The sequence below is a fragment of the Methylobacterium hispanicum genome (assembly GCF_022179285.1).
GTDB classification, from domain to species: domain Bacteria; phylum Pseudomonadota; class Alphaproteobacteria; order Rhizobiales; family Beijerinckiaceae; genus Methylobacterium; species Methylobacterium hispanicum.
The window spans coordinates 29,313-50,725 of sequence record NZ_BPQO01000039.1 but is presented as its reverse complement, the minus strand read 5'-3'; the positions used below and the strand labels follow the sequence as shown (position 1 = coordinate 50,725).

Here is a 21,413-nt window from a genome sequence, read left to right as displayed (position 1 = left end):
CATCGAGGACATCATCGAGCCCTACCTGATCCAGCAGGGCTTCGTGCAGCGCACCCCCCGCGGCCGCGTCCTCACCCCGCAGGCCTTCCGCCATATGGGCCTCGCCGTGCCCCGCACCGACCCGAGCCGGCAGCCCGGCCTGTTCCCCGACGACGGCGCCGATGCCTGAGGGGCGCCGCGCCGTCACGGTCACGCGCCGCACGGTGCTGCTGGGCCTTGGCGCGGCCGCGCTCGCCGGAACCGGGACGGCCGCCTACGCGGTCGGGGTCGAGCCGCGCCGGATCGTCGTCACTCGTTACCGGATCCGCACATCTGCCCCCTGGCCGGCCGGGCGCCGGCTCAGGATCGTCGCGCTCTCTGACATCCACGCCTGCGAGCCGTGGATGCCGCTCGGGCAGATCGCCGAGATCGTGGCGGTCGCCAACGGGCTCGGCGGCGACGTGATCGTGCTCACCGGCGACTACGTCGCCGGCATGAAGCTCGTCACCGCTACCATCGACGCGGCGGCCTGGGCGCCGGTGCTCGGGGCCTTGCGGGCCCCGCTCGGCACCTTCGCGGTGCTCGGCAACCACGATTGGTGGGAGGACCGCGCCGCGCAGCGGCGCGGGCAGGGCCCGACCGTCGCGGGCCGGGCGCTGGAGGCGGCGGGCATCCGCCTCCTGGAGAACGCCGTCGCCCCCCTCGATCTCGGCGGCGCCACGGTCTGGCTCGCCGGGCTCGGCGACCAGCTCGCCCTGCTGCCGGCGCGACGGCGCGACGCCACCCTCCGCCCCGGCGTGGACGACCTCGCCGGCACGCTGGCGCAGATCCCCCCGGGCGCGCCCGCGATCCTGCTGGCGCACGAGCCCGACATCTTCCCGCGCGTACCGCCACGGGTCGCGCTCACCCTGTCGGGCCACACCCATGGCGGGCAGGTCAGCCCCTTCGGCCACCCGATCATCGTGCCCTCGCGCTACGGGTCCCGCTACGCCTACGGCCATGTCCGGGAGCAGACGGATCTCGTGGTCTCGGGCGGGCTCGGGATGAGCGGACTGCCGGTGCGGTTCGGTATTCCGCCCGAAATCGTGGTGGTCGAGATGGAAGCCGGCGATCCCGCAGCGCGATAGATATGCATCGCACGCATATTTGATATCTTGTGCAGGGCCCGGACCGGGCGACGCTGGCATCGGAATCTCTTCCGGTACGCAGCCCAAATGCCTTTCGTCTCAGTCTAACGCACGGCCGCAGAACGGTTTTCCCCGCAGGGACGTGCGCCCCTTCGGATGCGCCGCCGCTGGCCCATGCCGGGACTGAAAGGACCGCTCCCATGCGGAACAGGACTGCGGCGCACAAGTTGATGGCGCGACCGTGCTCATCGGGAGCGCCGGCAAAACGAACGATCTCAGAGCGACCTTCGAGGAAGAACCACCATGAAGACCACCGTCCTGGCCGCGCTCGGCCTGTCCGTCGCCGCCCTCGCCACGCCCGCCCTCGCGCAGGACGCCCTGCCGCTGCGCATCGGCGCCGACGCCCCGGTCGGCGCAGCCGGGACCAGCACCCCCGCCTTCCGCGCCGAGGCCCTGCGCTCGGACGCCGCCAGCATCGAGGCGAGCCGCATCGCCCTGGAGCGCTCCCGCAACCCGCGCGTGCGCAACTACGCCAACCGCGTCCTGGTCGAGCGCGAGGCCACTACCAAGGCCCTGCTGCCCGAGGGCACCTCGCTGACGGCTACCGGCCGCGTCGTCTCCGACCGCCAGGGCATCCCGACCCGTCTCGACAACCCGCTCGGCGTGGTCCTGGCGCCCGTGACGATCGCCGCCAACCTCGGCACGAACATCGTCGGCGGCGTGCTCGGCGGCGTCGGCATCGTGGACAACAGCCCGGCCGAGCCGGGCCGCCGGGTCGCGCTCGGCCCGAACGGCCAGGAGCGCATCGCCCGCCTGCAGGCCGCCCGCAACAGCCGCGACTTCGACCGCACCTACGTCCGCGAGCAGGCCCGCTCGGATGCCCGCACGCTCGCGCTCTACCAGACCTACGCCCGCAACGGCGACAGCAACGCGGGCCGCACCTTCGCCAACGAGGCGCTGCCCTTCATCGCCGACGAGCACGCCCATTCGGCAAGCCTCGCCGGTCGCATCGACGGCTGATCGCCGCCGATCTCCGCCTGAGCGCGCAGGGCCGTCCCCGGAAGGGGGCGGCCCTCGTCGTGCCGGACCGCCCCCGGCCGCCCGAGGCCGCTATCCGGCCGGCTGGATGGCCAGACGGCCCCCCTGGCGTTCCAGGCTCCGCGCGAGAAGCCGCATCAGCGCGTAGACCGCATCGATATGCGGGGTCGCCGTGCCGGTGATCCGGCCGAGCTCGATCACCGAGCCGACGAGCGCCTCCAACTCGATCGCGCGGCCCGCCTCAACGTCCTGCAGCATCGAGGTCTTGTGCGCGCCGACCTTCTCGGCGCCCGCGATGCGCCGGTCGATGTCGACCCGGAACGTCGCGCCGAGCGCGGTCGCGATGGCCTGCGCCTCCGCCATCATGGCGCGCGCCAGCGCCCGGGTCTCGGGGAATTGGCAGATATCGACGAGCGTCGCGTGGGTCAGCGCCGAGATCGGGTTGAAGCTGAGGTTGCCCCAGAGCTTGAGCCAGATCTCGGAACGGATGTCCTCGATCACCGGTGCCTTGAAGCCCGCGTTGCCGAGCATCTGGGAGAGCGCCCGCGCCCGCGGGCTCACCGAGCCGTCCGGCTCGCCCAGCGTGTAGCGGTTGCCCTCGACCACCCGCACCACGCCCGGCTTCTCGAGGATCGCGGCCGGGTAGACCACCGAGCCGATCACCCGGGACGCGTCGAGGTGGCGGGCGATGCGGCCGCCCGGATCCGAGTTCTCGACCTGCCGGCCCGCATGCGGACCGTCGTAGCCGTGCAGGAAGTACCACCACGGGATCCCGTTCTGCAGGGTGACGACCGCCGTGTCCGGCCCGATCAGGTGCCGGAGGTCGGCCGCGATCGGCCCGACCTGATGCGCCTTGACGGTGAGCAGCACGGTATCGTGCACCCCCGCCTCCTGCATCGACTGGGTGGCGCGCACGTCGGGGGCGTGGACCTCCGTGCCGTCCTCCTCGATCAGCCGCATGCCCCCGGCCCGGATCGCCTCGAGGTTGGCGCCACGGGCGATGAAGGTGACCCGCTCGCCCGAGGCGGCGAGCTTGACGCCGAGATGTCCGCCGATGGCGCCTGCGCCGACGATCGCGATGCTCATCCGTCCGATTCCTGACCGCCGCTGGCATACGGCATGCCTACAAAACTGCCCGAACACGGACTTTCAGTCTTCCGCAAAGAATTCGGCCGACTCTCAAAAAAACTTCACCGCTCACGCATCGGTGTGCGGGGGAGCACGTGCGCGTCGGAACCTGGGTTCGGCTTCACCGTTCACGCCACCGAAGCGGCCCGCCGCGGCCACCCGCGCCGCAGCGACCGGGACCGCGAACGGGAGACGACGCGATGAGCAGCACCACCGACAAGCTCAAGGGCCTGGCCAACGAGGCCGCCGGCAACGTCAAGCAGGGCATCGGCAAGGCCACCGGCAACGAGAAGCTGCAGGCCGAGGGCAAGGCGCAGGAGCTCAAGGGTGAGACGCAGCGCGCCGTCGGCGACGTCAAGGACGGCGTGGGCAACGCCGCGCAGAAGGCCGCGGACGCCGTCAAGGGCCGCTGAGCCTCCCACCGCCGATCCATTAAGGAAGGCCGGCTCAGCCGGCCTTCTTCGTTTTCGGCCTGAGGAATCGAGAGAGAGGAAGAGAGATGAACCGCGATCACATCGAGGGTGGCGTCCGCAACCTGCGCGGCCGCGCCAAGACCGCCGTCGGCGCCGTCGGCGGTCGGCCGGGTCGTCAGATCGAGGGCGCGATCGATCAGGCCGCGGGCGCGGCGCAGTACGCCTACGGCCGCGCCCGCGACGCGGCCGAGGATCTCGCCCGCGACGGCCGCCACCTCGCCCACGAGGCGCGCGAGCGTGGGCAGGCGCTCTACGACGAGGCGGAATCCCGCGGCCGGCACTACCGCGACCGGGCCGAGCGGCACGGCCGGGCCCTGGCGCACCGGGCGAACGAGAACCGCGCAACGACGGTCGCCATCGTCGCCGCGGTGGCCTTCGGCCTGGGCTGGCTCGTCCGCGGCCGGGACTGACGGCCGGATGCACCGCACCGGCCCCGGAGATGCCGGGGCCGCTCAGAACAGGCATAAAGACATCTTTATGTCTTGATTGCCTCCTCCGTCTCGACCTGCTACAGGCCTCGCCGACGCGGTCGCGGCCGGTGTGTGGGGAGAAGGCCCCCGCGCGCCGGCCGCCCGCACCCGACCCAGAGCCTCAGAGACGGAGCTTCAGACCCCATGGCCAAGGATTACATCGTCAGGGACATCGGTCTGGCCGATTACGGCCGCAAGGAGATCTCGATCGCCGAGAGCGAGATGCCCGGCCTGATGGCGGTCCGTTCCGAGTACGGCCCGAGCCAGCCGCTGAAGGGCGCCAAGATCGCCGGCTCGCTCCACATGACGATCCAGACCGCGGTGCTGATCGAGACGTTGAAGCACCTCGGCGCCGACATCCGCTGGGTGTCCTGCAACATCTACTCGACCCAGGACCACGCCGCCGCCGCGATCGCCGCCGCCGGCATCCCGGTCTTCGCCGTGAAGGGCGAGACCCTGGAGGAGTACTGGGACTACACCGCCCGCCTGTTCGACTGGCATGATGGCGGCATGCCGAACATGATCCTCGACGACGGCGGCGACGCCACGATGTTCGTGCATCTGGGCCTGCGCGCCGAGAACGGCGACACCGCCTTCCTCGACAAGCCGGGCTCCGAGGAGGAGGAGGTCTTCTTCGCGCTCCTCAAGAAGAAGCTCAAGGAGAAGCCGAAGGGCTGGTTCGCCGGGCTCAGTGAGTCGATCAAGGGCGTCTCCGAGGAGACCACCACGGGCGTGCACCGCCTCTACATCCTCGCCAAGGAGGGCAAGCTGCTCTTCCCGGCGATCAACGTGAACGACTCGGTCACGAAGTCGAAGTTCGACAACCTCTACGGCTGCAAGGAGTCGCTGGTCGACGGCATCCGCCGCGGCACCGACGTGATGATGGCCGGCAAGGTCGCGATGGTCGCGGGCTTCGGCGACGTCGGCAAGGGCTCGGCCGCCTCGCTCCGCAACGCCGGCTGCCGCGTCATGGTCTCGGAGATCGACCCGATCTGCGCGCTCCAGGCCGCGATGGAGGGCTACGAGGTCGTCACCATGGAGGACGCCGCCCCGCGCGCCGACATCTTCGTGACGGCCACCGGCAACAAGGACATCATCACCCTCGACCACATGCGGGCGATGAAGGACCGGGCGATCGTCTGCAACATCGGCCACTTCGACAACGAGATCCAAGTCGCCGGCCTGAAGAACCTCAAGTGGACCAACATCAAGCCGCAGGTCGACGAGATCGAGTTCGCCGACGGCCACCGCATCATCCTCCTGTCGGAGGGCCGCCTGGTGAACCTCGGCAACGCGACCGGCCACCCGAGCTTCGTGATGTCGGCCTCGTTCACCAACCAGACGCTCGCCCAGATCGAGCTCTGGACCAACCCCGGCAAGTACGAGCGCCAGGTCTACACCTTGCCCAAGGCGCTCGACGAGAAGGTCGCGGCCCTGCACCTCGAGAAGGTCGGTGCCAAGCTCTCGAAGCTGCGCCCCGACCAGGCGGCGTATATCGGGGTGGGCGAGAGCGGCCCGTTCAAGCCCGAGCATTACCGCTACTGAGGGCCCTCGGCCCGCCGCTCAAAATTTTCTTGAGCTCTATCGAGCCCGGCCGTCGCGCCGGGCTCTTTACGTTTTGTCAACCCTGCACCGGGGTAGCGAACTGTGTCTTCTGTGTGTCGCGCGCGCGCGGCGTGCGCCCCGGCTCCCGGCCCTGCGCGCAAACCCCTTCCGGCGCGATTCGCCCCCGCGCTAAGGTGAATCGAATCTTCAGATGAGGTGACGCGCCGCCGGTCCGCGAGGATCGGCCGGCCGGAACGGTGCCGCGTGCGCCGCGCGATCGCGCGCGCCGGCCTCATCGGTGGTCGAGGGATGAGGCGGGTCATGGGTCTCGAACGGACGGCGCGGCTCGCGGCCCGCGTCGGCGCACTCGTCGTCGGCGCCCTGTTCTGCCTCGGGGCCGCCTGGGCGGCGCCCGCGGATCCGGCCGCGGCGCTCCACATGCACGGCGTGGCGAGCCTCTCGGTGCTGGGCGGCCTGCTCGCCTTCGCCACGATCCTCTCGCTGCTGCACCTGCGCGAGCGCGCCCGCTGGACCCGGCGCGACCGCGAGCAGGCCGCGGCGCTGGACGCGCTGCGGGGCGCCCACGACCGGGCCGAGATGCTGCTCAACGCCGAGCGCCAGATCATCGTGACCTGGAACGCCCGCAGCGAGCCGGTGATCGAGGGCGATGTCGGCCTCGCCTTCGACGGCCGATCGGCCGCGGGCGCGGCGCGGCGCGTGCTCGCCTTCGGCTCCTGGCTTCTGCCCGCCGACGCGGGCGCGATCGAGGCGGCGGTCGAGGCGCTGCTGGTGCGCGGCACCGGCTTCCACCTCGCGCTCCGCAGCCAGGACGGGCGCAGCATCGAGGCGCAGGGGCAGGCGGTGGCCGGCCGGGCTCTGCTGCGCCTGCGCGAGACCAGCGAGGAGCGCCGTGAGATCGCGGAGCTGCGCGAGACCCTGGACGAGGCCCGCCGGGGCGTGGCCGCGCTGGCCGCGCTCCTCGACGCGATCCCGCAGCCGGTCTGGCGGCGCAACCGCGAGGGCGGGCTCGCCTGGGTCAACACGGCCTACGCGGCGGCCGTCGAGGCGCCCTCCCGCGAGGCGGCCCTCGACCAGGGGCTGGAGCTCCTCGACCGGCCGGCCCGCGAGACCGTGGCGCGCGAGGACGCCGCGCGGCGCGGCGCGGGCCCGACGGTGGCCCGCCTCTCCGCCGTGGTCGCGGGCAGCCGCCGGGTGCTCGACGTGTTCGAGAGCCGCGCCGACAGCGGCCGGGTCGGCATCGCGGTCGACGTCTCGGAGCTGGAGAGCGTACGCGCCGACCTGCAGCGGCAGATGAACGCCAACGTGCGCACCCTCGACCAGCTGCCGACCGCGGTGGCGATGTTCGACGACCGCCAGCGCCTGATCTTCCACAACGCCGCCTACCGCCAGCTCTGGGACCTCGACGCCGCCTTCCTGGAGGGGCGCCCCTCGGACGGCGAGATCCTCGACCACCTGCGCGCCGAGCGGAAGCTGGAGGAGCACGCCGATTTTCGCGCCTGGAAGCAGGGGGTTCTGGCGGCCTACCGGGCGGTGGAGGCCAACGAGACCTGGTGGTACCTGCAGGATGGCCGGACCCTTCGGGTCGTCGCCGACCCGAACCCGCAAGGGGGGCTGACCTACCTGTTCGACGACGTCTCGGACCGGGTGAACCTCGAATCCCGCTACAACGCCCTGATGCGGGTGCAGGCCGAGACGCTCGACACCCTGCGCGAGCCCGTGGCCGTGTTCGGCGGCGACGGGCGCCTCACGCTCGCCAACCGCGCCTTCTCGGCCTTCTGGCGCCTCGACCCGGAACTCGTCGCCGAGCGCCCGCGCGTCGAGGCGGTGATCGAGGCCTGCCGGCGCCTCGCGCCCGCCGAGGAGCCCTGGCTCGACATCCGCGACCGCGTCGTCGGCCTGGAGAGCCGCGAGGGCCTCGCCTGCCGGCTGGAGGTGGTGGACGGCACCGTGCTCGACTGCACCGCCCAGCCGCTGCCGGACGGCGCCACGCTCATCACCCTCATCGACGTGACCGCGAGCGTGAACGTCGAGCGGGCGCTGACCGAGAAGAACGACGCCCTGGAGAAGGCCGCGCAGCTGCGCGACAGCTTCGTCCACCACGTCTCCTACGAGCTGCGCTCGCCGCTCACCAACATCATCGGCTTCACGCAGCTGCTCGGCGACGAAACGGTCGGAGCGCTCAACGTGCGCCAGCGCGAGTATTCCGAGCACATCATGCGCTCCTCGGGCGCGCTCCTCGTCATCATCAACGACATCCTCGACCTCGCCTCGATCGATGCCGGCTCGCTAGAGCTGCAGCGCGAGATGGTCGACGTGCCCGCCACCGTCGAGGCGGCGATGCGCGGCATCGAGGACCGGCTCGCGGAATCACGGCTCAGCGTGCAGCTCGACGTGCCGGCCGGCATCGGCAGCATCTACGCCGACGGCAAGCGCGTGCGGCAGATCCTGTTCAACCTGCTCTCGAACGCCGTCGGCTTCTCGCATCCGGGCGAGCGCATCGAGGTGCGCGCGCGCCGCACCGCGACCGACCTGACGCTCAGCGTGCGCGACCACGGCGTCGGCATGCCGGCCGAGGTCGCGGCGCTCGTCTTCGACCGCTTCGAGAGCCGGACGCTCGGCACCCGCCACCGCGGCGTCGGCCTCGGCCTCTCGATCGTGCGCTCCTTCGTGGAGTTGCACGGCGGCCGGGTCACGCTCGAATCGAGCCCGGGCGCCGGCACATGCGTCACCTGCAGCTTCCCGCTGGTCGATCCCGAGGCGCAGGTGGAGGCGGCCGAGTAGCCGGCCGATCACGCAGGCGTGCGGCGCGGATCGCTTGACGCGTCGGGCCCGGGATCCCAGCACGCCTGCCATGTCCACACGCGCGACCACCGGCTGGGCCGTCTTCCGCAACGGCGATTTCCGCCTGTTCGGTGCGGCCCGCTTCCTCACCGGCCTCGCCTACCAGATGCAGGCGGTGGCGATCGGCTGGTTCGTCTACGACCTCACCAAATCCGCCCTGGCGCTCGGCCTCGTCGGGCTGGCGGGCTTCCTGCCGGCGATGCTCGCCGCGCTCATCACCGGCCACGTCGCCGACACCTACGACCGGCGGCTCGTGGCGGCGGTCAGCTTCGGCGTGCAGGCGGCCACCAGCTTCGGGCTGCTCGCCTACGCGCTCTCCGGGGCGCAGGCCGTGTGGCCGGTCTACGGGCTGGTGATCCTCGTCGGCACCGGCCGCGCCTTCGCCAACCCGGCGCTGCAGGCGCTCCTGCCGACGCTGGTCTCCCGCGAGCTGTTCGGCGGCGCCATCGCCTGGAACGCCTCGCTCTGGCAGACCTCCTCCGTGCTGGGCCCGGCGGCGGGGGGCCTGCTCTACGCGGCGGGGCCGGCGGTGGTGTTCGGCGGGGCGGGGGCCAGCTTCGCGCTCGCCGCCCTTCTGGTCGCTGCCATCCGCTTCCGGCCCGCGGCTTCGGGTGAGCGGCCGCGGGTCAGCTGGGCCACGCTCTCGGCCGGGCTCGCCTATATCCGCTCGCAGCCCGTGGTGCTCGGCGCGATCAGCCTCGACCTCTTCGCCGTGCTGTTCGGCGGCGCCACCGCGCTCCTGCCGATCTTCGCCGCCGAGGTGCTGCATGTCGGGCCCCTCGGCCTCGGGGCCCTGCGCAGCATGCCGGCGGCGGGCGCCGTCACCATGGCGATCTGGCTCGCCTACCGTCCGCTGCGCCGCCACGCGGGCGCCCGGATGCTCCGGGCGGTCGCCGTGTTCGGCCTCGCCATCGTGGTGTTCGGCCTCTCGACCTCGCTCACGCTCTCGATGCTCTGCCTGTTCGTGACGGGCGCGGCCGACATGATCAGCGTCTACGTCCGCCAGAGCTTCGTCCAGGGCGAGACCCCGGACGCCATGCGGGGCCGGGTCGCGGCGGTGAACACGGTCTTCATCGGCGCCTCGAACGAGCTCGGCGAGTTCGAGTCCGGCCTGCTGGCCGCGGCATTGGGCGCCGTGCCGGCCGTGGTGGCGGGCGGCGCGATCACGGTGCTGATCGCGGTGGCGTGGGGCCGGCTGTTCCCGGCCCTGCGCGACCGAGACCGGCTGCTGAAAGAGGGGTGAGAGGTCCGCCTCCACCCCATTATCCATTTCGCGACCAAACCGGTACCGATTATGGATAAACCCTGTTACATCAGCACCTTGATTCACTTTGATGACGGTGGGGCGTCATGGATCCGGAAGCGCCGGGCTACCGGGAACTCGATGGCGATCAGGTGCGCCAGCTCATCAACACCGAGCAGGTGTTCGAGGCGTATCGAGAGGCGCGCGCCGAGCTCGGCGACCGGTTCGCCGGTTCGATGGCCTGGAAGACGGTGAGCGGCGGATCCTACCTCTACCGCGCGCGGGCCGGCACCTGGAAATCGCTCGGTCCGCGAAGCGCGGAGACGGAGGCGCTGCACGCGCGTTTCACGGAGGGGCGAGCTCGTGCCCGCGCGCGCAGCGCCGACCTCGCGCGGCGGCTCGACCGGATGGCGGCCGTCAGCCGCGCCGAGCAACTCGGCAGGATGCCGGTCATCGCCGCGCGCATCCTGCGGGCGCTGGCCGAGTCCGGCCTATCCCGGCCCATTGTCGCGACGGTCGGCACCAACGCCCTCTTCGTCTACGAGCGGATGGCGGGCGTTCAGATCGCCGAGTCCCGGCTCGAGACCGCCGACATCGACCTGCTCTACGACGCGCGGACGAGCCTGAAACTCGTCGCACCGGAGGTGACCGCGAACGGTGTGGTCGGCCTTCTCAAAAAGGTCGATCACTCGTTCGAGATCCTGCGCAAGGGCGGCTTCCGCGCCGCGAACCGGGACGGCTACATCGTCGATCTGATCACGCCGGCCGGGAAGGATCCGATCCGCCCGAGCGAGCCGCGGCGGATCGGCGCCGAGGCGGACGATCTGGTCGCGGCGGAGATCACCGGTCTCGCGTGGCTCGTGAACAGCCCGAAGGTGACGGCGACGGTCCTAGACCTGCGCGGCTACCCGGCGGAGATGGTGGTGCCCGATCCCCGCGCCTTCGCCCTACACAAGGCTTGGCTGTCGTCGCGGGACGACCGCGATCCCGGCAAGCGACGCCGCGACCGGGCACAGGCGGAACTGGTCGCGGCCCTCGTCGCCCGCTACCTGCCGCATCTCGGCTTCGACGATCCGGCCTTGCGGGCGCTGCCCGCCGCCCTGCGCCGGGAGGCGCCGTCGCTGCTCCCGGACGACGCGCCCGAGCGCGCGCACGACCGCCTGGAACCGGACTGGTGAGCGCCCCTCACCGCCCCGCGAGCAGCGGCGACCAAGTCGGATCGGAGGCGTAGGAGGGGGTCGGCACGGGCTGCTCCACCTTGCCGGTGATGTCGACCATGTAGAGCTTGCCGCCGCCCTGGCCGCCCGGATCGCGGAAGAACAGCACGTACTGGCCGTTCGGCGCGAAGGTCGGGCCCTCGTTGTGGAAGCCTTCCGTGAGCACCCGCTCGCCCGAACCGTCCGGCTTCATCACGCAGATGGCGAAGCCGCCCTTGCGCTGGCGCGTGAAGGCGATGAGGTCGCCGCGCGGCGACCACGCCGGCTGCGAGGCCGAGCCCTCGCCGAAGGAGATGCGGCGCGGGTTCGAGCCGTCGGCACCCATCACGTAGATCTGCTGCGAGCCGCCGCGGTCGGACTCGAACACGATCTGCGAGCCGTCCGGCGAATAGGTCGGCGAGGTGTCGATCGCCATGCCGTTGGTGATCGAGCGCTGCGCCTTCGAGGCGAGGTCCATCGTCACGATGTCGGCGTTGCCGCCCTGCTGCACGCTCATCACGAGGCGGCGCCCGTCCGGCGAGAAGCGCGGGCTCGCGCTCATCGAATCGACGTTGCCGACCGCCTGCCGCGTCCCGGTCTCGAGGTTGATCACCTGCACGCGCGGCTGGTGGCCGGTGGCCTGCGCCATGAAGGCGATGTCCTGGGTCGCGGGCGAGTAGCGCGGCGCCACGATGGCGTTCTCGCCGGTGGTGATGGCGCGGACGTTGGCGCCGTCCTGGTCCATCACCATCAGGCGCTTGCGGCGGTTCTCCTTCGGGCCCGACTCGTCGACGAACGCGATGCGGCTGTCGAACCACGGACCGATGCCGGTGATCTTCGTATACACGGCGTCGGAAATGAGGTGGCCGGTGCGGCGGGCGTTGGCCGGATCGGTAGCGTATTGCTGGCCGGTCATCTGCTGGCCCGACGTCACGTCCCAGAGTCGGAACTCGACCTTCAGCCGCCCCCCGCCGTCGCGCGAGACGCGGCCCGTCACGAGGCCCTGCACGCCGGTGGCGCGCCACTTGTCGAAGGCCGGCGCCGCGTCGAAGGCGGGGTTCTCGGGAAAGCGCCCCTTGTCGAGCGGCGTGAAGTAGCCGGAGCGCCGCAGGTTGTTCGCGACCACCCCGGAGACGAGGCCGCCGAGGCTCGGGTCGCCCGCGAAGTCGGCGATCGCGATCGGCAGCGGCTGGAAGGCGCCCCCGCCGATGCGCAGCTGGAGCTGCGCCTGGGCCGGCAGCCCGAGCAGCGCGAGGGCCAGAAGAGGGGCGAGGAAGGCCAGGAGCGTGGCGAGCGGCGCCGTGCGGCGTCGCGGGTGAGCGAGATGCATGCTGGTCAGGTCCGGTCGCTGGATCGGTGCAGGGGGAGCCGGGGCGTCAAGTCGCCGTGAACTCGAACTCCGCGTTGATGGCTTTCCAGTCGTTGTAGAACGGCGCGTACTGGGCCGGGATCTTGTAGGGCGCGCAGCGCCGCACAGCGCGGAGCGCCGCCGAAGCGATCGACTGGTCGGTCGCGTTCTGGCCCGAGCGCATGACCCGGGGTTCGCTGCCCAGCGTCCCGTCCGGGTTCAGGCGGATGTCGAGCACCGGCAGGATCACGCCCTGCGAGGCGCCGGGCGGGGCCGAGTAGCAACGCTCGATCTGCTGCTGCAGCATGCCGACGAGCGCGTCGCGCATCGAGGGCGAGAGCTTCTGCGACGTCCCGGTCGCCGCGCCGAGCGAGGCGACGCGCTGCACGTCGCGGCCCGTGGCACCGGTCGATTGCGAGGGCGACTTCGAGGCGAGCAGGGACTTGATGTCGCCCGCGTTGAACTTGTCGGCGATCTCGGCCTGCTTGCGGGCCTTGGCCTCGGCATCCGCCTTGGCCTTGGCATCCGCCATCGCCTTGGCCTTGGCGGCCTTGGCGGCGGCTTCGGCCTTCGCGGCGGCCTCCGCCTTGGCCTTGGCGGCGGCCTCCGCCTTCTCGCGCTCGGCCTCCGCCTTCTCGGCCATCTGCTTCTGGTGCTCGGCCTCCTTGCGCTCGGCCTCGGCCTTCGCGGCGGCATCCGCCTTGGCCTTGGCAGCAGCCTCGGCCTTCGCCTTCGCGGCGGCATCCGCCTTGGCCTTGGCCTTCGCTTCGGCGGCGGCCTCCGCCTCCTCGCGCTCGATCAGCTTGGCGAGTTCCTCGCGCTTCTCCGCTTCCGCCTTGGCGGCCTCGGCCTTCGCCTTCGCCTCGGCCTTGGCGGCGGCAGCCTTCTCGGCAGCGGCCTTCTCGGCGGCCGCAGCCTTGGCGGCCTTGGCGGCCTTGGCGGCCTCGGCCTTCTCGGCGGCGGCCTTCTCCGCCGCGGCCTTCTCCGCCGCGGCCTTGGCCTCCGCGGCCTTGGCCTCCGCCTTGGCCCGCTCCTCGGCGGGGTCCGGCTCGCTCATGCGCAGCGCCATCGCGTCGGCGTTGGCGACCTTCATGTCGGCGGTGCGGGTGGGCGCGGTCGGCGAATCGACCTTGGCGTTCTCGGGCTCGCGCTCCTCGAACTTTTCCGCTTGCCGGTCGGCACGGGGCTTGGCGTCGGAGAGCGGCTTCTCGGCGTTGCGCTCGCCCTTGGTCAGCTCCGAGAACTGGTTCTCGGTGATCACCTCGACGGGCACGCCCTCCTGGGCCTCCGGCAGCGCCGGGGCCGAGATGCCGATGATTGCGGCGGCCACCACGGCGACATGGGTGCCCACCGAGATCCAGACCCCCGGTTCCCTGCGGTCGAGCTTGAGTGCCACGCTGGCGCCCCGTTATCGCTGGTCGGGCTCGGTGACGAGGGCGACCTTGCGGAAGCCCCCGCCGGTGACGATCGCCATCACCTGGGCGACGCGGCCGTAATCGACGCGCTTGTCGCCGCGCACGAAGACCCGCTCCTCGGTGCCGGACTTCGAGGCCTCGGTGAGCTTGGGCACGATCGTGTCGTCGGAGAGCTCGTCCTCGCCGAGGAAGACCTGGCCGGTCTGGCGGATCGACAGGGTGATGGGCTTGGTGTCGGAGTTGAGCGGGGCCGCCTTGGATTGCGGCAGGTCGAGGGGCACGCCGACCGTCATCATCGGCGCGGCCACCATGAAGATGATCAGCAGCACCAGCACGACGTCGATGAACGGCGTCATGTTGATCTCGTTGATGGCGCCGCCGCGGCGCCCGCCGCGCCGCCGCCTCGTGCCGGCCTTGCCGCCCGCTGCCATGCCCATGGGTTCGGCTCCTTCCGGGTCAGGCGGCGAGCGAGAGGCGCTCGTCGATCTGGCGGGAGAGGATCGCCGAGAACTCGTCGGCGAAGCCCTCCAGCCGCGACTGGGCCTTGGCCACCTCGGCCTGGAGCTTGTTGTAGGCGAGCACCGCGGGGATCGCCGCGAACAGGCCGATCGCGGTGGCGAACAGCGCCTCGGCGATGCCCGGTGCCACGACCGCGAGCGAGGTGTTCTTGGAGGCCGCGATCGAGGTGAAGGCGGTCATGATGCCCCAGACCGTGCCGAACAGGCCGATATAGGGGCCGGCCGAGCCGATCGAGGCGAGGAACAGGAGGCGGGATTCCAGCCGCTCCACCTCGCGCTGGATGGTGACGTCGAGCGTCTTGTCGATGCGCTGGCTGAGCGACTGGATCTGACGGCCCGAGCCCTCGAAGGAGCGCTTCCACTCGCGCATGGCGGCGACGAACACCGCGGCGAGGCCGGTGGCCGGACGGTCGTTGAACGAGCGGAACAGCTCCTCCAGCGAGCGGCCGGACCAGAATGCGTCCTCGAAGGAGTCCATCTCGGCGCGGGTGCGGCGGAACAGCAGGGTCTTGTCGACGATGATCGCCCAGCACCAGACCGAGGCGCTGAGCAGGCCCACCATCACGATCTTCACGACGAAGTGGGCCTGCAGGAACAGGCCGAGCAGGCTCATATCGGCGACCGGTGCGTGGACCGCCATGGCGTCGGCTGGATTCATGGACCTGTTCCTCGGTGCCCCGGAGAGCGCCCGTACCGAAGCGGGCAAGGCTCGCGCTCGGGCCAAATCGTCGAACGATTTCAACGGCAATCGCCGCCGAACGTGTCGAAGTTAGGGCCGTGCCGGGGCCGCCCGCGTCGCCCGGATGCGTGAGGTTCAGTTAAGGCCCTGGCAGGGTTAAGGATTGGTTGCCGGAGTCAGCCTCTGCCGCAGGCGCTCGGGCAGGCGGATCGCCCGTCCGCCGCGCACGCAGGCCACCACCACCTCGGCGCGCACCAGCGCCTCCTCGCCCCGCATCACGGCCTGGGAGAGGTGCATCGAGGCGCCGCGCAGCTCCCGCGTCGCGGTGACGATCGTGAGCGCATCGTCCATGCGGGCGGGCTTGAGGTAGTCGATCTCCATGCGGCGCACCACGAAGACGAGGCCGTCCGCGTCCCGGTGCAGGTCGGACTGGTCGCCGGCCAGGTCCCGCAGCAATTCGGTGCGGCCGCGCTCCATGAAGCGCAGGTAGCTCGCGTGGTAGACGAAGCCCGAGAAATCGGTGTCCTCGTAATAGACCCGCACCGGCAGCCGGTGCGCGTCGGCGCGTGTGGTCGGATCCATGGATGCCCAAGTCTCGAGAGACGCGGGCTTCTAACGACTGGGGCGGCCGATGGCGAGGGCGAGGGACGCCCTCAGATCTCGATCTCGGTGCCCACCTCCACAACCTGCCGGGTCGGCACGCAGAAATAGGCGCCGGTGCGTTCGGCGTTGCGCTGCATGAAGGCGAACAGGTTCTCGCGCCAGGGCATCATGCCCCGGTCGTCGCTCTTCGGGATCACCGTCTCGTGGCCGATGAAGACCGTCATGTCGTCGAGGATCGCGGCCGGCAGATGCCGGTGCTCGACGGCGCAGCGCAGGCCCTCGGGGATCGAGGCGTCCTCCATGAAGCCGTAGCGCAGGATCAGCCGGTAGAAGTCCGGCGCCAGCAGGGTGGCGCGGGCGCGCTCGGTCTCGGGCACCGTCGGCGTCTCCTCGTAGAGCGCCGTGACGATGACGACGCGCCGGTGCAGCGCGTGGCTGCGCTCGACGAAGCGCGACAGGTGCAGCGGGATGCCGTGGGTCGCCGCCGACAGGAAGGCGCCCGTGCCGGGCAGGCGGACGACGTCCCGGTGCTGCAGGTTCGCCAGGAAGGCGGCCTCCGGCTGGCGCATCGCGGCGCGCGCCTCCTCGATCAGATGGTTGCCCCGCCGCCAGGTCAGCATCATCAGGGCGACGAAGCCGGCGAGCACCAGCGGAAACCAGCCACCCTCGAACAGCTTCACGCTGTTGGCGCCGAGGAAGACCAGGTCGATCACGAGGAAGAAGCCGTTGACGGCCAGGATCGCGGGCAGCGCGTAGCCCCATCTGTGCGCGATGAGGGCGGCCAGCACCGTGGTGATCGCCATCAGCAGCGAGACCGCGATGCCGTAGGCGCCGGCGAGCGCGTCCGAGGTCTCGAACACCACGACCGCCGTCAGCGTGGCGGCGGCGAGGAGCCAGTTCACCGCGGGCACGTAGATCTGCCCGCGCTCGTCGGGCGCGGTCTGGACGATGCGCATGGCGGGCAGGAAGCCGAGCTGGATCGATTGCTGGGTCAGCGAGAAGACCCCTGAGATGATCGCCTGCGAGGCGATGACGGTGGCGAGCGTCGCGAGCCCGATCAGCGGGTAGTGCGCCCAGTCCGGGGCGAGGCGGTAGAACGGGTTCTCGATGGCGTCGGGCTCCAGCAGCAGCCCGGCGCCCTGGCCCAGATAGTTGATGACCAGCGCGGGCAGGACGAGGGCGAACCACGAGACCCGGATCGGCCCGGCGCCGAAATGGCCGAGATCGGCGTACATCGCCTCGCCGCCGGTCACCGCCAGGAAGGCCGCGCCCAGCATCGCGAAGCTCACGCCCCAGCCGGCATGGCCCATGAACTCCACCGCCTTCAGGGGGTTGGCGGCGGCGAGGATCTCGGGTCGATGCCAGATCCCGCCGAGGCCGAGCAGGACGAGCACGCAGAACCAGACCAGCATCACCGGGCCGAACATCCGACCAATGAAGGCGACGCCCTTGCTCTGCACGAGGAACAGGGCGACGAGGATCGCGAGCGTGATCGGCACCACGAAGCGCCCGAGGGCGGGGGCGTCGACCTTCAGCCCCTCCACCGCGGAGAGCACCGAGATTGCGGGCGTGATCGCGCCGTCGCCGTAGAGGAGCGCGGCGCCGACGAGGCCGACCACGAGGAGGAGAGCCTGCCAGGTGCCGGGTTTGGCGTGGCGGGCGCCGAGGAGCGCCAGCATCGCCACGATGCCGCCCTCGCCGTTATTGTCGGCCCGCAGGATCAGCACCGCGTACTTGATCGAGACGATCAGGACCAGGGCCCAGAGGATGAGCGAGACGGCGCCCGTGACCGCGACCGGGTCGGCGCTGTGCGCGCCCGGGTTGGCGGCGCGCACCGCCTCCTTGAAGGCGTAGAGCGGGCTCGTACCGATATCGCCGTAGACGACCCCGAGCGCGCCGAGCAGCAGGGCGGGCCTCAGCCGGCCGCGCTCTTCGCCGGCCTCGCTCCCTGCGCGGACCTTGCTCTGGCTCACATTCGGCTCCGGGCAGGCGCGACCCGACCCGGGTCTGTCGGGCGCTACAACGCGCGACCGGGCTCCCCGGTCCCATCGCGCCGCGAAGGATAAGAAACCTGCGGCCCGCGCGCCACGTCCGCGAGTTCGTCGGGGCAGGGCGCGTCCCGGCCCAGGCAGAGCACGGGGGCGGCGACGCGCGGGCGGATCGCGGCCGCCACGGTCTCCGGCGGCGTCGGCGCGCCGGGGCTCTCGCTCACCGCGACCGCCCGCAGCGGAACGGCGTGGAGCCGCAGGGTCTCGCAGGCGGTGAGCGCGTGGCTGATCGCGCCGAGATAGCTGCCGGAAACGAGGAGCGCCGGGATCCCCAGGGCCTTGAGCCAGTCGAGGCCGGTTGCGTCCGGCGTGACCGGGCTCATCAGGCCGCCGACGCCCTCGATGATCAGGATGTCCTCGGCGCGGGCCATCTCGGCCCGGCACCACCCGACGAGGTCGGGCAGCGCGAGGGCGCGGCCCTCCAATGCTGCCGCCTGATCGGGCGCGAGCGGGGCGACGTAGCGCCAGGGCGAGCAGGCCGCGACGGTCTCCGGTGTCGGCGCGAGCCCCTGGGCGTCCAGCAGCCGGGCGGTGTCGCTCGCGGCGAAATCCGGATGGTCGAGGGGCGGGACGCCGCTCGCCAGCGGCTTCAGGGTGCGGACCCGGCGCCCCTCCGCGATCAGCCGCCGGGTGAGGGCGGCGGTGACGTAGGTCTTGCCGATCTCGGTGCCGGCACCGGCGATGAACAGGGCGGGCATGGCGTGATTGCGATGAACGATGGGGCGCGGCGCGTGCCGCTCTCCCTCCCCCGCAGAGGGGGAGGGACGTCACGCGGGTCAGACCTGATAGGTGCCGTGGCAGTGCTTGTACTTCTTGCCCGACCCGCAGGGGCAGGGCTCGTTGCGGCCGACGCGCCCCCAGGTGGCCGGGTCGGCGGGGTCGCGCTCCAGCACGGCGCCGTCGGCCGAAAGCCCCTGCGCCGCGTAGCCGAGGGCCGGGCCCGCGCCGCCGTCGCTGCCGGAGCCCCGGCCGAACTCGTTCTCGCCGGTGACCGGGTCGAGGTGCTGGGCGAACATCGGCGGCAGGCTCGGCGCCTCGCCCGGGAAGGGCTGAGCCCCCGCCTGGTCCGGCTCCTGGAACATGATCTCGACCCGCGAGAGCTGGCCGGTGACCTGCTCCCGCAGGCTCGTCACGAGGCTGTTGAACAGATCGAAGGCCTCGGACTTGTACTCGTTCAGCGGGTCGCGCTGGGCGAAACCGCGCCAGCCGATCACCTGCCGCAGGTGGTCGAGGGTGACGAGATGCTCGCGCCAGAGATGGTCGAGGGTCTGCAGCAGCACCTGCTTCTCGATATAGGCAGTGACCTCAGACCCGTTCTTCTCGGCGCGCTCGGCGTAGGACTCGTCGGCGAGCTTGCGCAGGCGCTCGCGGATCTCCTCGTCGGCGATGCCCTCTTCCTTGGCCCAGTCCTCCACCGGCACGTCGAGGTTCAGCACCTCGGCGATGCGCTGGGCGAGACCCGCCGTGTCCCACTGCTCCGCGTAGGCGTTCTCGGGGATGTGGGCGGCCACGAGGTCGTCGATCACGCCGTGGCGCATGTCGTCGACGGTCTCGCGCACGCTCTCCTGGCCCATGAAGTCGCGGCGCTGCTCGAAGACGACCTTGCGCTGGTCGTTCATCACGTTGTCGTACTTGAGCACGTTCTTGCGCATGTCGAAGTTGCGCGCCTCGACCTTCTGCTGCGCCTTCTCGATCGCCTTGTTGATCCAGGGATGGATGATCGCCTCGCCCTTCTCCAGACCGAGCTTCTGCAGCATCCCGTCCATGCGGTCGGACCCGAAGATCCGCATCAGGTCGTCCTGCAGCGAGAGGTAGAACTTCGAGCGGCCCGGGTCGCCCTGGCGGCCGGAGCGCCCGCGCAGCTGATTGTCGATGCGCCGCGACTCGTGGCGCTCGGTGCCGATGATGTAGAGGCCGCCGGGCAGGGCCTTCTTGCGGCCCGCGGCCGGGTCGGCCGGCTCGCCGGTGGCCAGCACCTTGGCGCGGTTCTCGGCGATCTCGGCCTTGATCGCCTCGACGGCCGCGTCGCGCTCCGGCCCCTCGGCGACGCCCGCGAGCTCCTTCTCGACCCGCATCTCGACGTTGCCGCCGAGTTTGATGTCGGTGCCGCGGCCGGCCATGTTGGTGGCGATGGTGATCGCGCCCGGCACGCCGGCCTCGGCCACGATGTAGGCCTCCTGCTCGTGGAAGCGGGCGTTCAGCACCGCGAAGCGCTTGGTGACGCGGCCCTCGCGGGCGGCGGCGTAGACGTCGGTGAGCGCGTTCGGGTCGGAATAGTCGAGCGCCGTGTAGCCGTGCTTGCGCAGCAGGTCGGCGAGGTACTCGGACTTCTCGATCGAGCCGGTGCCGACCAGCACGGGCTGCAGCCGGGAATGGGCCCGGTCGATCTCCTCGATGATCGCCTCGTACTTCTCCTCGACGGTGCGGTAGACCTGATCGTCCTCGTCGACGCGCTCGACCTCCTTGTTGGTCGGGATGTCGACCACCTCGAGCTTGTAGATCTCGGCGAACTCGTCGGCCTCGGTCGAGGCGGTGCCGGTCATGCCGGCGAGCTTCTTGTAGAGGCGGAAGTAGTTCTGGAAGGTGATCGAGGCGAGCGTCTGGTTCTCGGGCTGGATCGTCACCCGCTCCTTGGCCTCGAGCGCCTGGTGGAGCCCCTCCGAGTAGCGCCGGCCCTGCATCATGCGACCGGTGAACTCGTCGATGATCACCACCTCGTCGTTGCGGACGATGTAGTCCTTGTCGCGCGTGAACAGGGTGTTGGCCCTGAGCGCCTGGTTGACGTGGTGGACGAGGCTGACGTTGTGGGCGTCGTAGAGGTCGCCCTCCTTCAGGATCCCGGCCTCGCGGAGCGCTTCCTCGATGAACTCGTTGCCCTCCTCGGTCAGCGAGACGGTGCGCTGCTTCTCGTCGAGGTCGTAGTAGGACTTCTGGAGCTGGGGCATGATCGCGTCGACCGCGACGTAGAGCTCCGAGCGGTCGTCCACGGGGCCGGAGATGATCAGCGGCGTGCGCGCCTCGTCGATCAGGATCGAGTCGACCTCGTCCACGATGGCGAAGTTGTGCCCCCGCTGCGCGAGCTGGGACATCTCGTACTTCATGTTGTCGCGGAGATAATCGAACCCGTACTCGTTGTTCGTGCCGTACGTGATGTCGCAGGCGTAGCTCGCCTTGCGCTGCTCGTCGTCGAGCCCGTGCACGATGGTGCCGACGGTCAGCCCGAGGAAGCGGTAGACCCGGCCCATCCACTCGGCGTCGCGGGAGGCGAGATAGTCGTTCACCGTGACGACGTGGACGCCCTTCTCCGAGAGGGCGTTCAGGTAGACGGGCAGCGTGGCGACCAGGGTCTTGCCCTCGCCGGTGCGCATCTCGGCAATGCCGCCCTCGTGCAGCACCATGCCGCCGATGAGCTGCACGTCGAAGTGGCGCTGGCCGAGCACGCGCTTGGCGGCCTCGCGCACCGTGGCGAAGGCCGGGACCAGGATGTCGTCGAGGGTCTTGCCGTTGGCGAGTTCCGCCTTCAGCATGTCGGTGCGCGCGCGCAGGGCCTCGTCCGAGAGCGCCTGAAGCTCGGGCTCCAGCGCGTTGATCGCCGCGACGCGCGGGCGGTAGCCCTTGACGCGGCGGTCGTTCGAGGAGCCGAAAATCTTCTTGGCGAGATTGCCTAGCATCGTGGACCTACGGACGCGCGAGCCCGTCGGCGGCGTACCGCCACGGGCCGGTCTTGGCTGAGTTGGCCGG

The 21,413-nt window shown here is 71.0% G+C and carries 18 protein-coding genes; 9 read left to right on the top strand and 9 right to left on the bottom strand.

Annotation, left to right across the window (positions count from 1 at the left end):
• From MFF56_RS28850 to MFF56_RS28840, 3 genes are all read left to right on the top strand, one after another.
• Positions 1-169 (top strand): Holliday junction DNA helicase RuvB C-terminal domain-containing protein (locus MFF56_RS28850; RefSeq protein ID WP_283207448.1); only part of this gene is annotated, 169 nt, incomplete at its 5' end.
• Positions 162-1,106, top strand: a complete 945-nt coding sequence (locus MFF56_RS28845; protein ID WP_066920058.1) for a metallophosphoesterase — start codon at positions 162-164, stop codon at positions 1,104-1,106. The genes MFF56_RS28850 and MFF56_RS28845, both read left to right, overlap by 8 nt.
• Before the next feature lie 303 nt (positions 1,107-1,409).
• Positions 1,410-2,126 carry a DUF4142 domain-containing protein gene (locus MFF56_RS28840; protein WP_066920059.1) on the top strand — a complete coding sequence of 239 codons (717 nt, stop codon included), beginning with the start codon at positions 1,410-1,412 and terminating at the stop codon, positions 2,124-2,126.
• Between the two features lie 90 nt (positions 2,127-2,216).
• Here the strand turns inward: MFF56_RS28840 and MFF56_RS28835 are convergent, their stop codons facing one another.
• A complete protein-coding gene (locus MFF56_RS28835) occupies positions 2,217-3,230 on the bottom strand; it encodes a 2-dehydropantoate 2-reductase (RefSeq protein WP_066920060.1) in 1,014 nt (337 codons plus the stop codon).
• A 242-nt stretch (positions 3,231-3,472) separates the two neighbouring features.
• Here MFF56_RS28835 and MFF56_RS28830 point away from each other — a divergent pair, with 242 nt between their 5' ends.
• The 6 genes from MFF56_RS28830 (at position 3,473) to MFF56_RS28805 (ending at position 11,043) form a co-directional block, all read left to right on the top strand.
• The gene (locus MFF56_RS28830; protein ID WP_066920062.1) at positions 3,473-3,685 is read left to right on the top strand and encodes a CsbD family protein; all 213 of its coding nucleotides are present in this window, start codon (positions 3,473-3,475) and stop codon (positions 3,683-3,685) included.
• Positions 3,686-3,771: 86 nt separating this feature from the next.
• Positions 3,772-4,155: a CsbD family protein gene (locus MFF56_RS28825; protein WP_066920063.1), complete on the top strand. Its 384-nt coding sequence runs from the start codon at positions 3,772-3,774 to the stop codon at positions 4,153-4,155.
• A gap of 204 nt (positions 4,156-4,359) precedes the next feature.
• Positions 4,360-5,760, top strand: a complete 1,401-nt coding sequence (gene ahcY / locus MFF56_RS28820; protein WP_066920065.1) for an adenosylhomocysteinase — start codon at positions 4,360-4,362, stop codon at positions 5,758-5,760.
• A gap of 321 nt (positions 5,761-6,081) precedes the next feature.
• On the top strand, positions 6,082-8,562 hold the full coding sequence (locus MFF56_RS28815) for a sensor histidine kinase (protein WP_066920067.1): 2,481 nt from the start codon (positions 6,082-6,084) through the stop codon (positions 8,560-8,562).
• 70 nt (positions 8,563-8,632) lie between these two features.
• Positions 8,633-9,865 (top strand): MFS transporter, encoded by a 1,233-nt coding sequence (locus tag MFF56_RS28810; RefSeq protein ID WP_238231908.1) that lies wholly within the window; start codon positions 8,633-8,635, stop codon positions 9,863-9,865.
• A gap of 107 nt (positions 9,866-9,972) precedes the next feature.
• Positions 9,973-11,043 (top strand): GSU2403 family nucleotidyltransferase fold protein, encoded by a 1,071-nt coding sequence (locus tag MFF56_RS28805; RefSeq protein ID WP_066919524.1) that lies wholly within the window; start codon positions 9,973-9,975, stop codon positions 11,041-11,043.
• A gap of 7 nt (positions 11,044-11,050) precedes the next feature.
• On the opposite strand, the gene tolB is transcribed toward MFF56_RS28805, so the two are convergent.
• The 8 genes from tolB to secA all read right to left on the bottom strand — a co-directional run bounded on the left by tolB (position 11,051) and on the right by secA (position 21,343).
• Complete coding sequence (tolB, locus tag MFF56_RS28800; protein ID WP_066919522.1) at positions 11,051-12,391, bottom strand: Tol-Pal system beta propeller repeat protein TolB; 1,341 nt, start codon at positions 12,389-12,391, stop codon at positions 11,051-11,053.
• Between the two features lie 46 nt (positions 12,392-12,437).
• Positions 12,438-13,805 (bottom strand): cell envelope integrity protein TolA, encoded by a 1,368-nt coding sequence (tolA, locus tag MFF56_RS28795; RefSeq protein WP_066919520.1) that lies wholly within the window; start codon positions 13,803-13,805, stop codon positions 12,438-12,440.
• A 12-nt stretch (positions 13,806-13,817) separates the two neighbouring features.
• Complete coding sequence (locus MFF56_RS28790) at positions 13,818-14,261, bottom strand: ExbD/TolR family protein (RefSeq protein ID WP_066919518.1); 444 nt, start codon at positions 14,259-14,261, stop codon at positions 13,818-13,820.
• Positions 14,262-14,280: 19 nt separating this feature from the next.
• Complete coding sequence (gene tolQ / locus MFF56_RS28785; protein WP_066919516.1) at positions 14,281-15,000, bottom strand: protein TolQ; 720 nt, start codon at positions 14,998-15,000, stop codon at positions 14,281-14,283.
• A 177-nt stretch (positions 15,001-15,177) separates the two neighbouring features.
• Positions 15,178-15,603 carry a tol-pal system-associated acyl-CoA thioesterase gene (gene ybgC / locus MFF56_RS28780; RefSeq protein WP_066919514.1) on the bottom strand — a complete coding sequence of 142 codons (426 nt, stop codon included), beginning with the start codon at positions 15,601-15,603 and terminating at the stop codon, positions 15,178-15,180.
• A 71-nt stretch (positions 15,604-15,674) separates the two neighbouring features.
• Entirely contained in the window at positions 15,675-17,597 is a 1,923-nt protein-coding gene (locus MFF56_RS28775; RefSeq protein ID WP_066919512.1) for a potassium transporter Kup, read from the bottom strand.
• A 44-nt stretch (positions 17,598-17,641) separates the two neighbouring features.
• Positions 17,642-18,370, bottom strand: a complete 729-nt coding sequence (gene bioD, locus MFF56_RS28770) for a dethiobiotin synthase (protein WP_082772891.1) — start codon at positions 18,368-18,370, stop codon at positions 17,642-17,644.
• Positions 18,371-18,448: 78 nt separating this feature from the next.
• Complete coding sequence (gene secA, locus MFF56_RS28765) at positions 18,449-21,343, bottom strand: preprotein translocase subunit SecA (protein WP_066919510.1); 2,895 nt, start codon at positions 21,341-21,343, stop codon at positions 18,449-18,451.
• Positions 21,344-21,413 lie beyond the last annotated feature (70 nt).

What these genes read in the sequence shown, in the direction of transcription:
- ahcY (WP_066920065.1), top strand. Translation starts at nt 4,360, where the DNA reads ATGGCCAAGGATTACATCGTCAGGGACATCGGTCTGGCCGATTACGGC.
- tolQ (WP_066919516.1), bottom strand. Translation starts at nt 15,000, where the DNA reads ATGAATCCAGCCGACGCCATGGCGGTCCACGCACCGGTCGCCGATATG.
- MFF56_RS28790 (WP_066919518.1), bottom strand. Translation starts at nt 14,261, where the DNA reads ATGGGCATGGCAGCGGGCGGCAAGGCCGGCACGAGGCGGCGGCGCGGC.
- MFF56_RS28845 (WP_066920058.1), top strand. Translation starts at nt 162, where the DNA reads ATGCCTGAGGGGCGCCGCGCCGTCACGGTCACGCGCCGCACGGTGCTG.
- bioD (WP_082772891.1), bottom strand. Translation starts at nt 18,370, where the DNA reads ATGCCCGCCCTGTTCATCGCCGGTGCCGGCACCGAGATCGGCAAGACC.
- MFF56_RS28815 (WP_066920067.1), top strand. Translation starts at nt 6,082, where the DNA reads ATGGGTCTCGAACGGACGGCGCGGCTCGCGGCCCGCGTCGGCGCACTC.
- tolB (WP_066919522.1), bottom strand. Translation starts at nt 12,391, where the DNA reads ATGCATCTCGCTCACCCGCGACGCCGCACGGCGCCGCTCGCCACGCTC.
- secA (WP_066919510.1), bottom strand. Translation starts at nt 21,343, where the DNA reads ATGCTAGGCAATCTCGCCAAGAAGATTTTCGGCTCCTCGAACGACCGC.
- MFF56_RS28810 (WP_238231908.1), top strand. Translation starts at nt 8,633, where the DNA reads ATGTCCACACGCGCGACCACCGGCTGGGCCGTCTTCCGCAACGGCGAT.
- MFF56_RS28805 (WP_066919524.1), top strand. Translation starts at nt 9,973, where the DNA reads ATGGATCCGGAAGCGCCGGGCTACCGGGAACTCGATGGCGATCAGGTG.
- MFF56_RS28830 (WP_066920062.1), top strand. Translation starts at nt 3,473, where the DNA reads ATGAGCAGCACCACCGACAAGCTCAAGGGCCTGGCCAACGAGGCCGCC.
- MFF56_RS28840 (WP_066920059.1), top strand. Translation starts at nt 1,410, where the DNA reads ATGAAGACCACCGTCCTGGCCGCGCTCGGCCTGTCCGTCGCCGCCCTC.
- ybgC (WP_066919514.1), bottom strand. Translation starts at nt 15,603, where the DNA reads ATGGATCCGACCACACGCGCCGACGCGCACCGGCTGCCGGTGCGGGTC.
- MFF56_RS28835 (WP_066920060.1), bottom strand. Translation starts at nt 3,230, where the DNA reads ATGAGCATCGCGATCGTCGGCGCAGGCGCCATCGGCGGACATCTCGGC.
- MFF56_RS28825 (WP_066920063.1), top strand. Translation starts at nt 3,772, where the DNA reads ATGAACCGCGATCACATCGAGGGTGGCGTCCGCAACCTGCGCGGCCGC.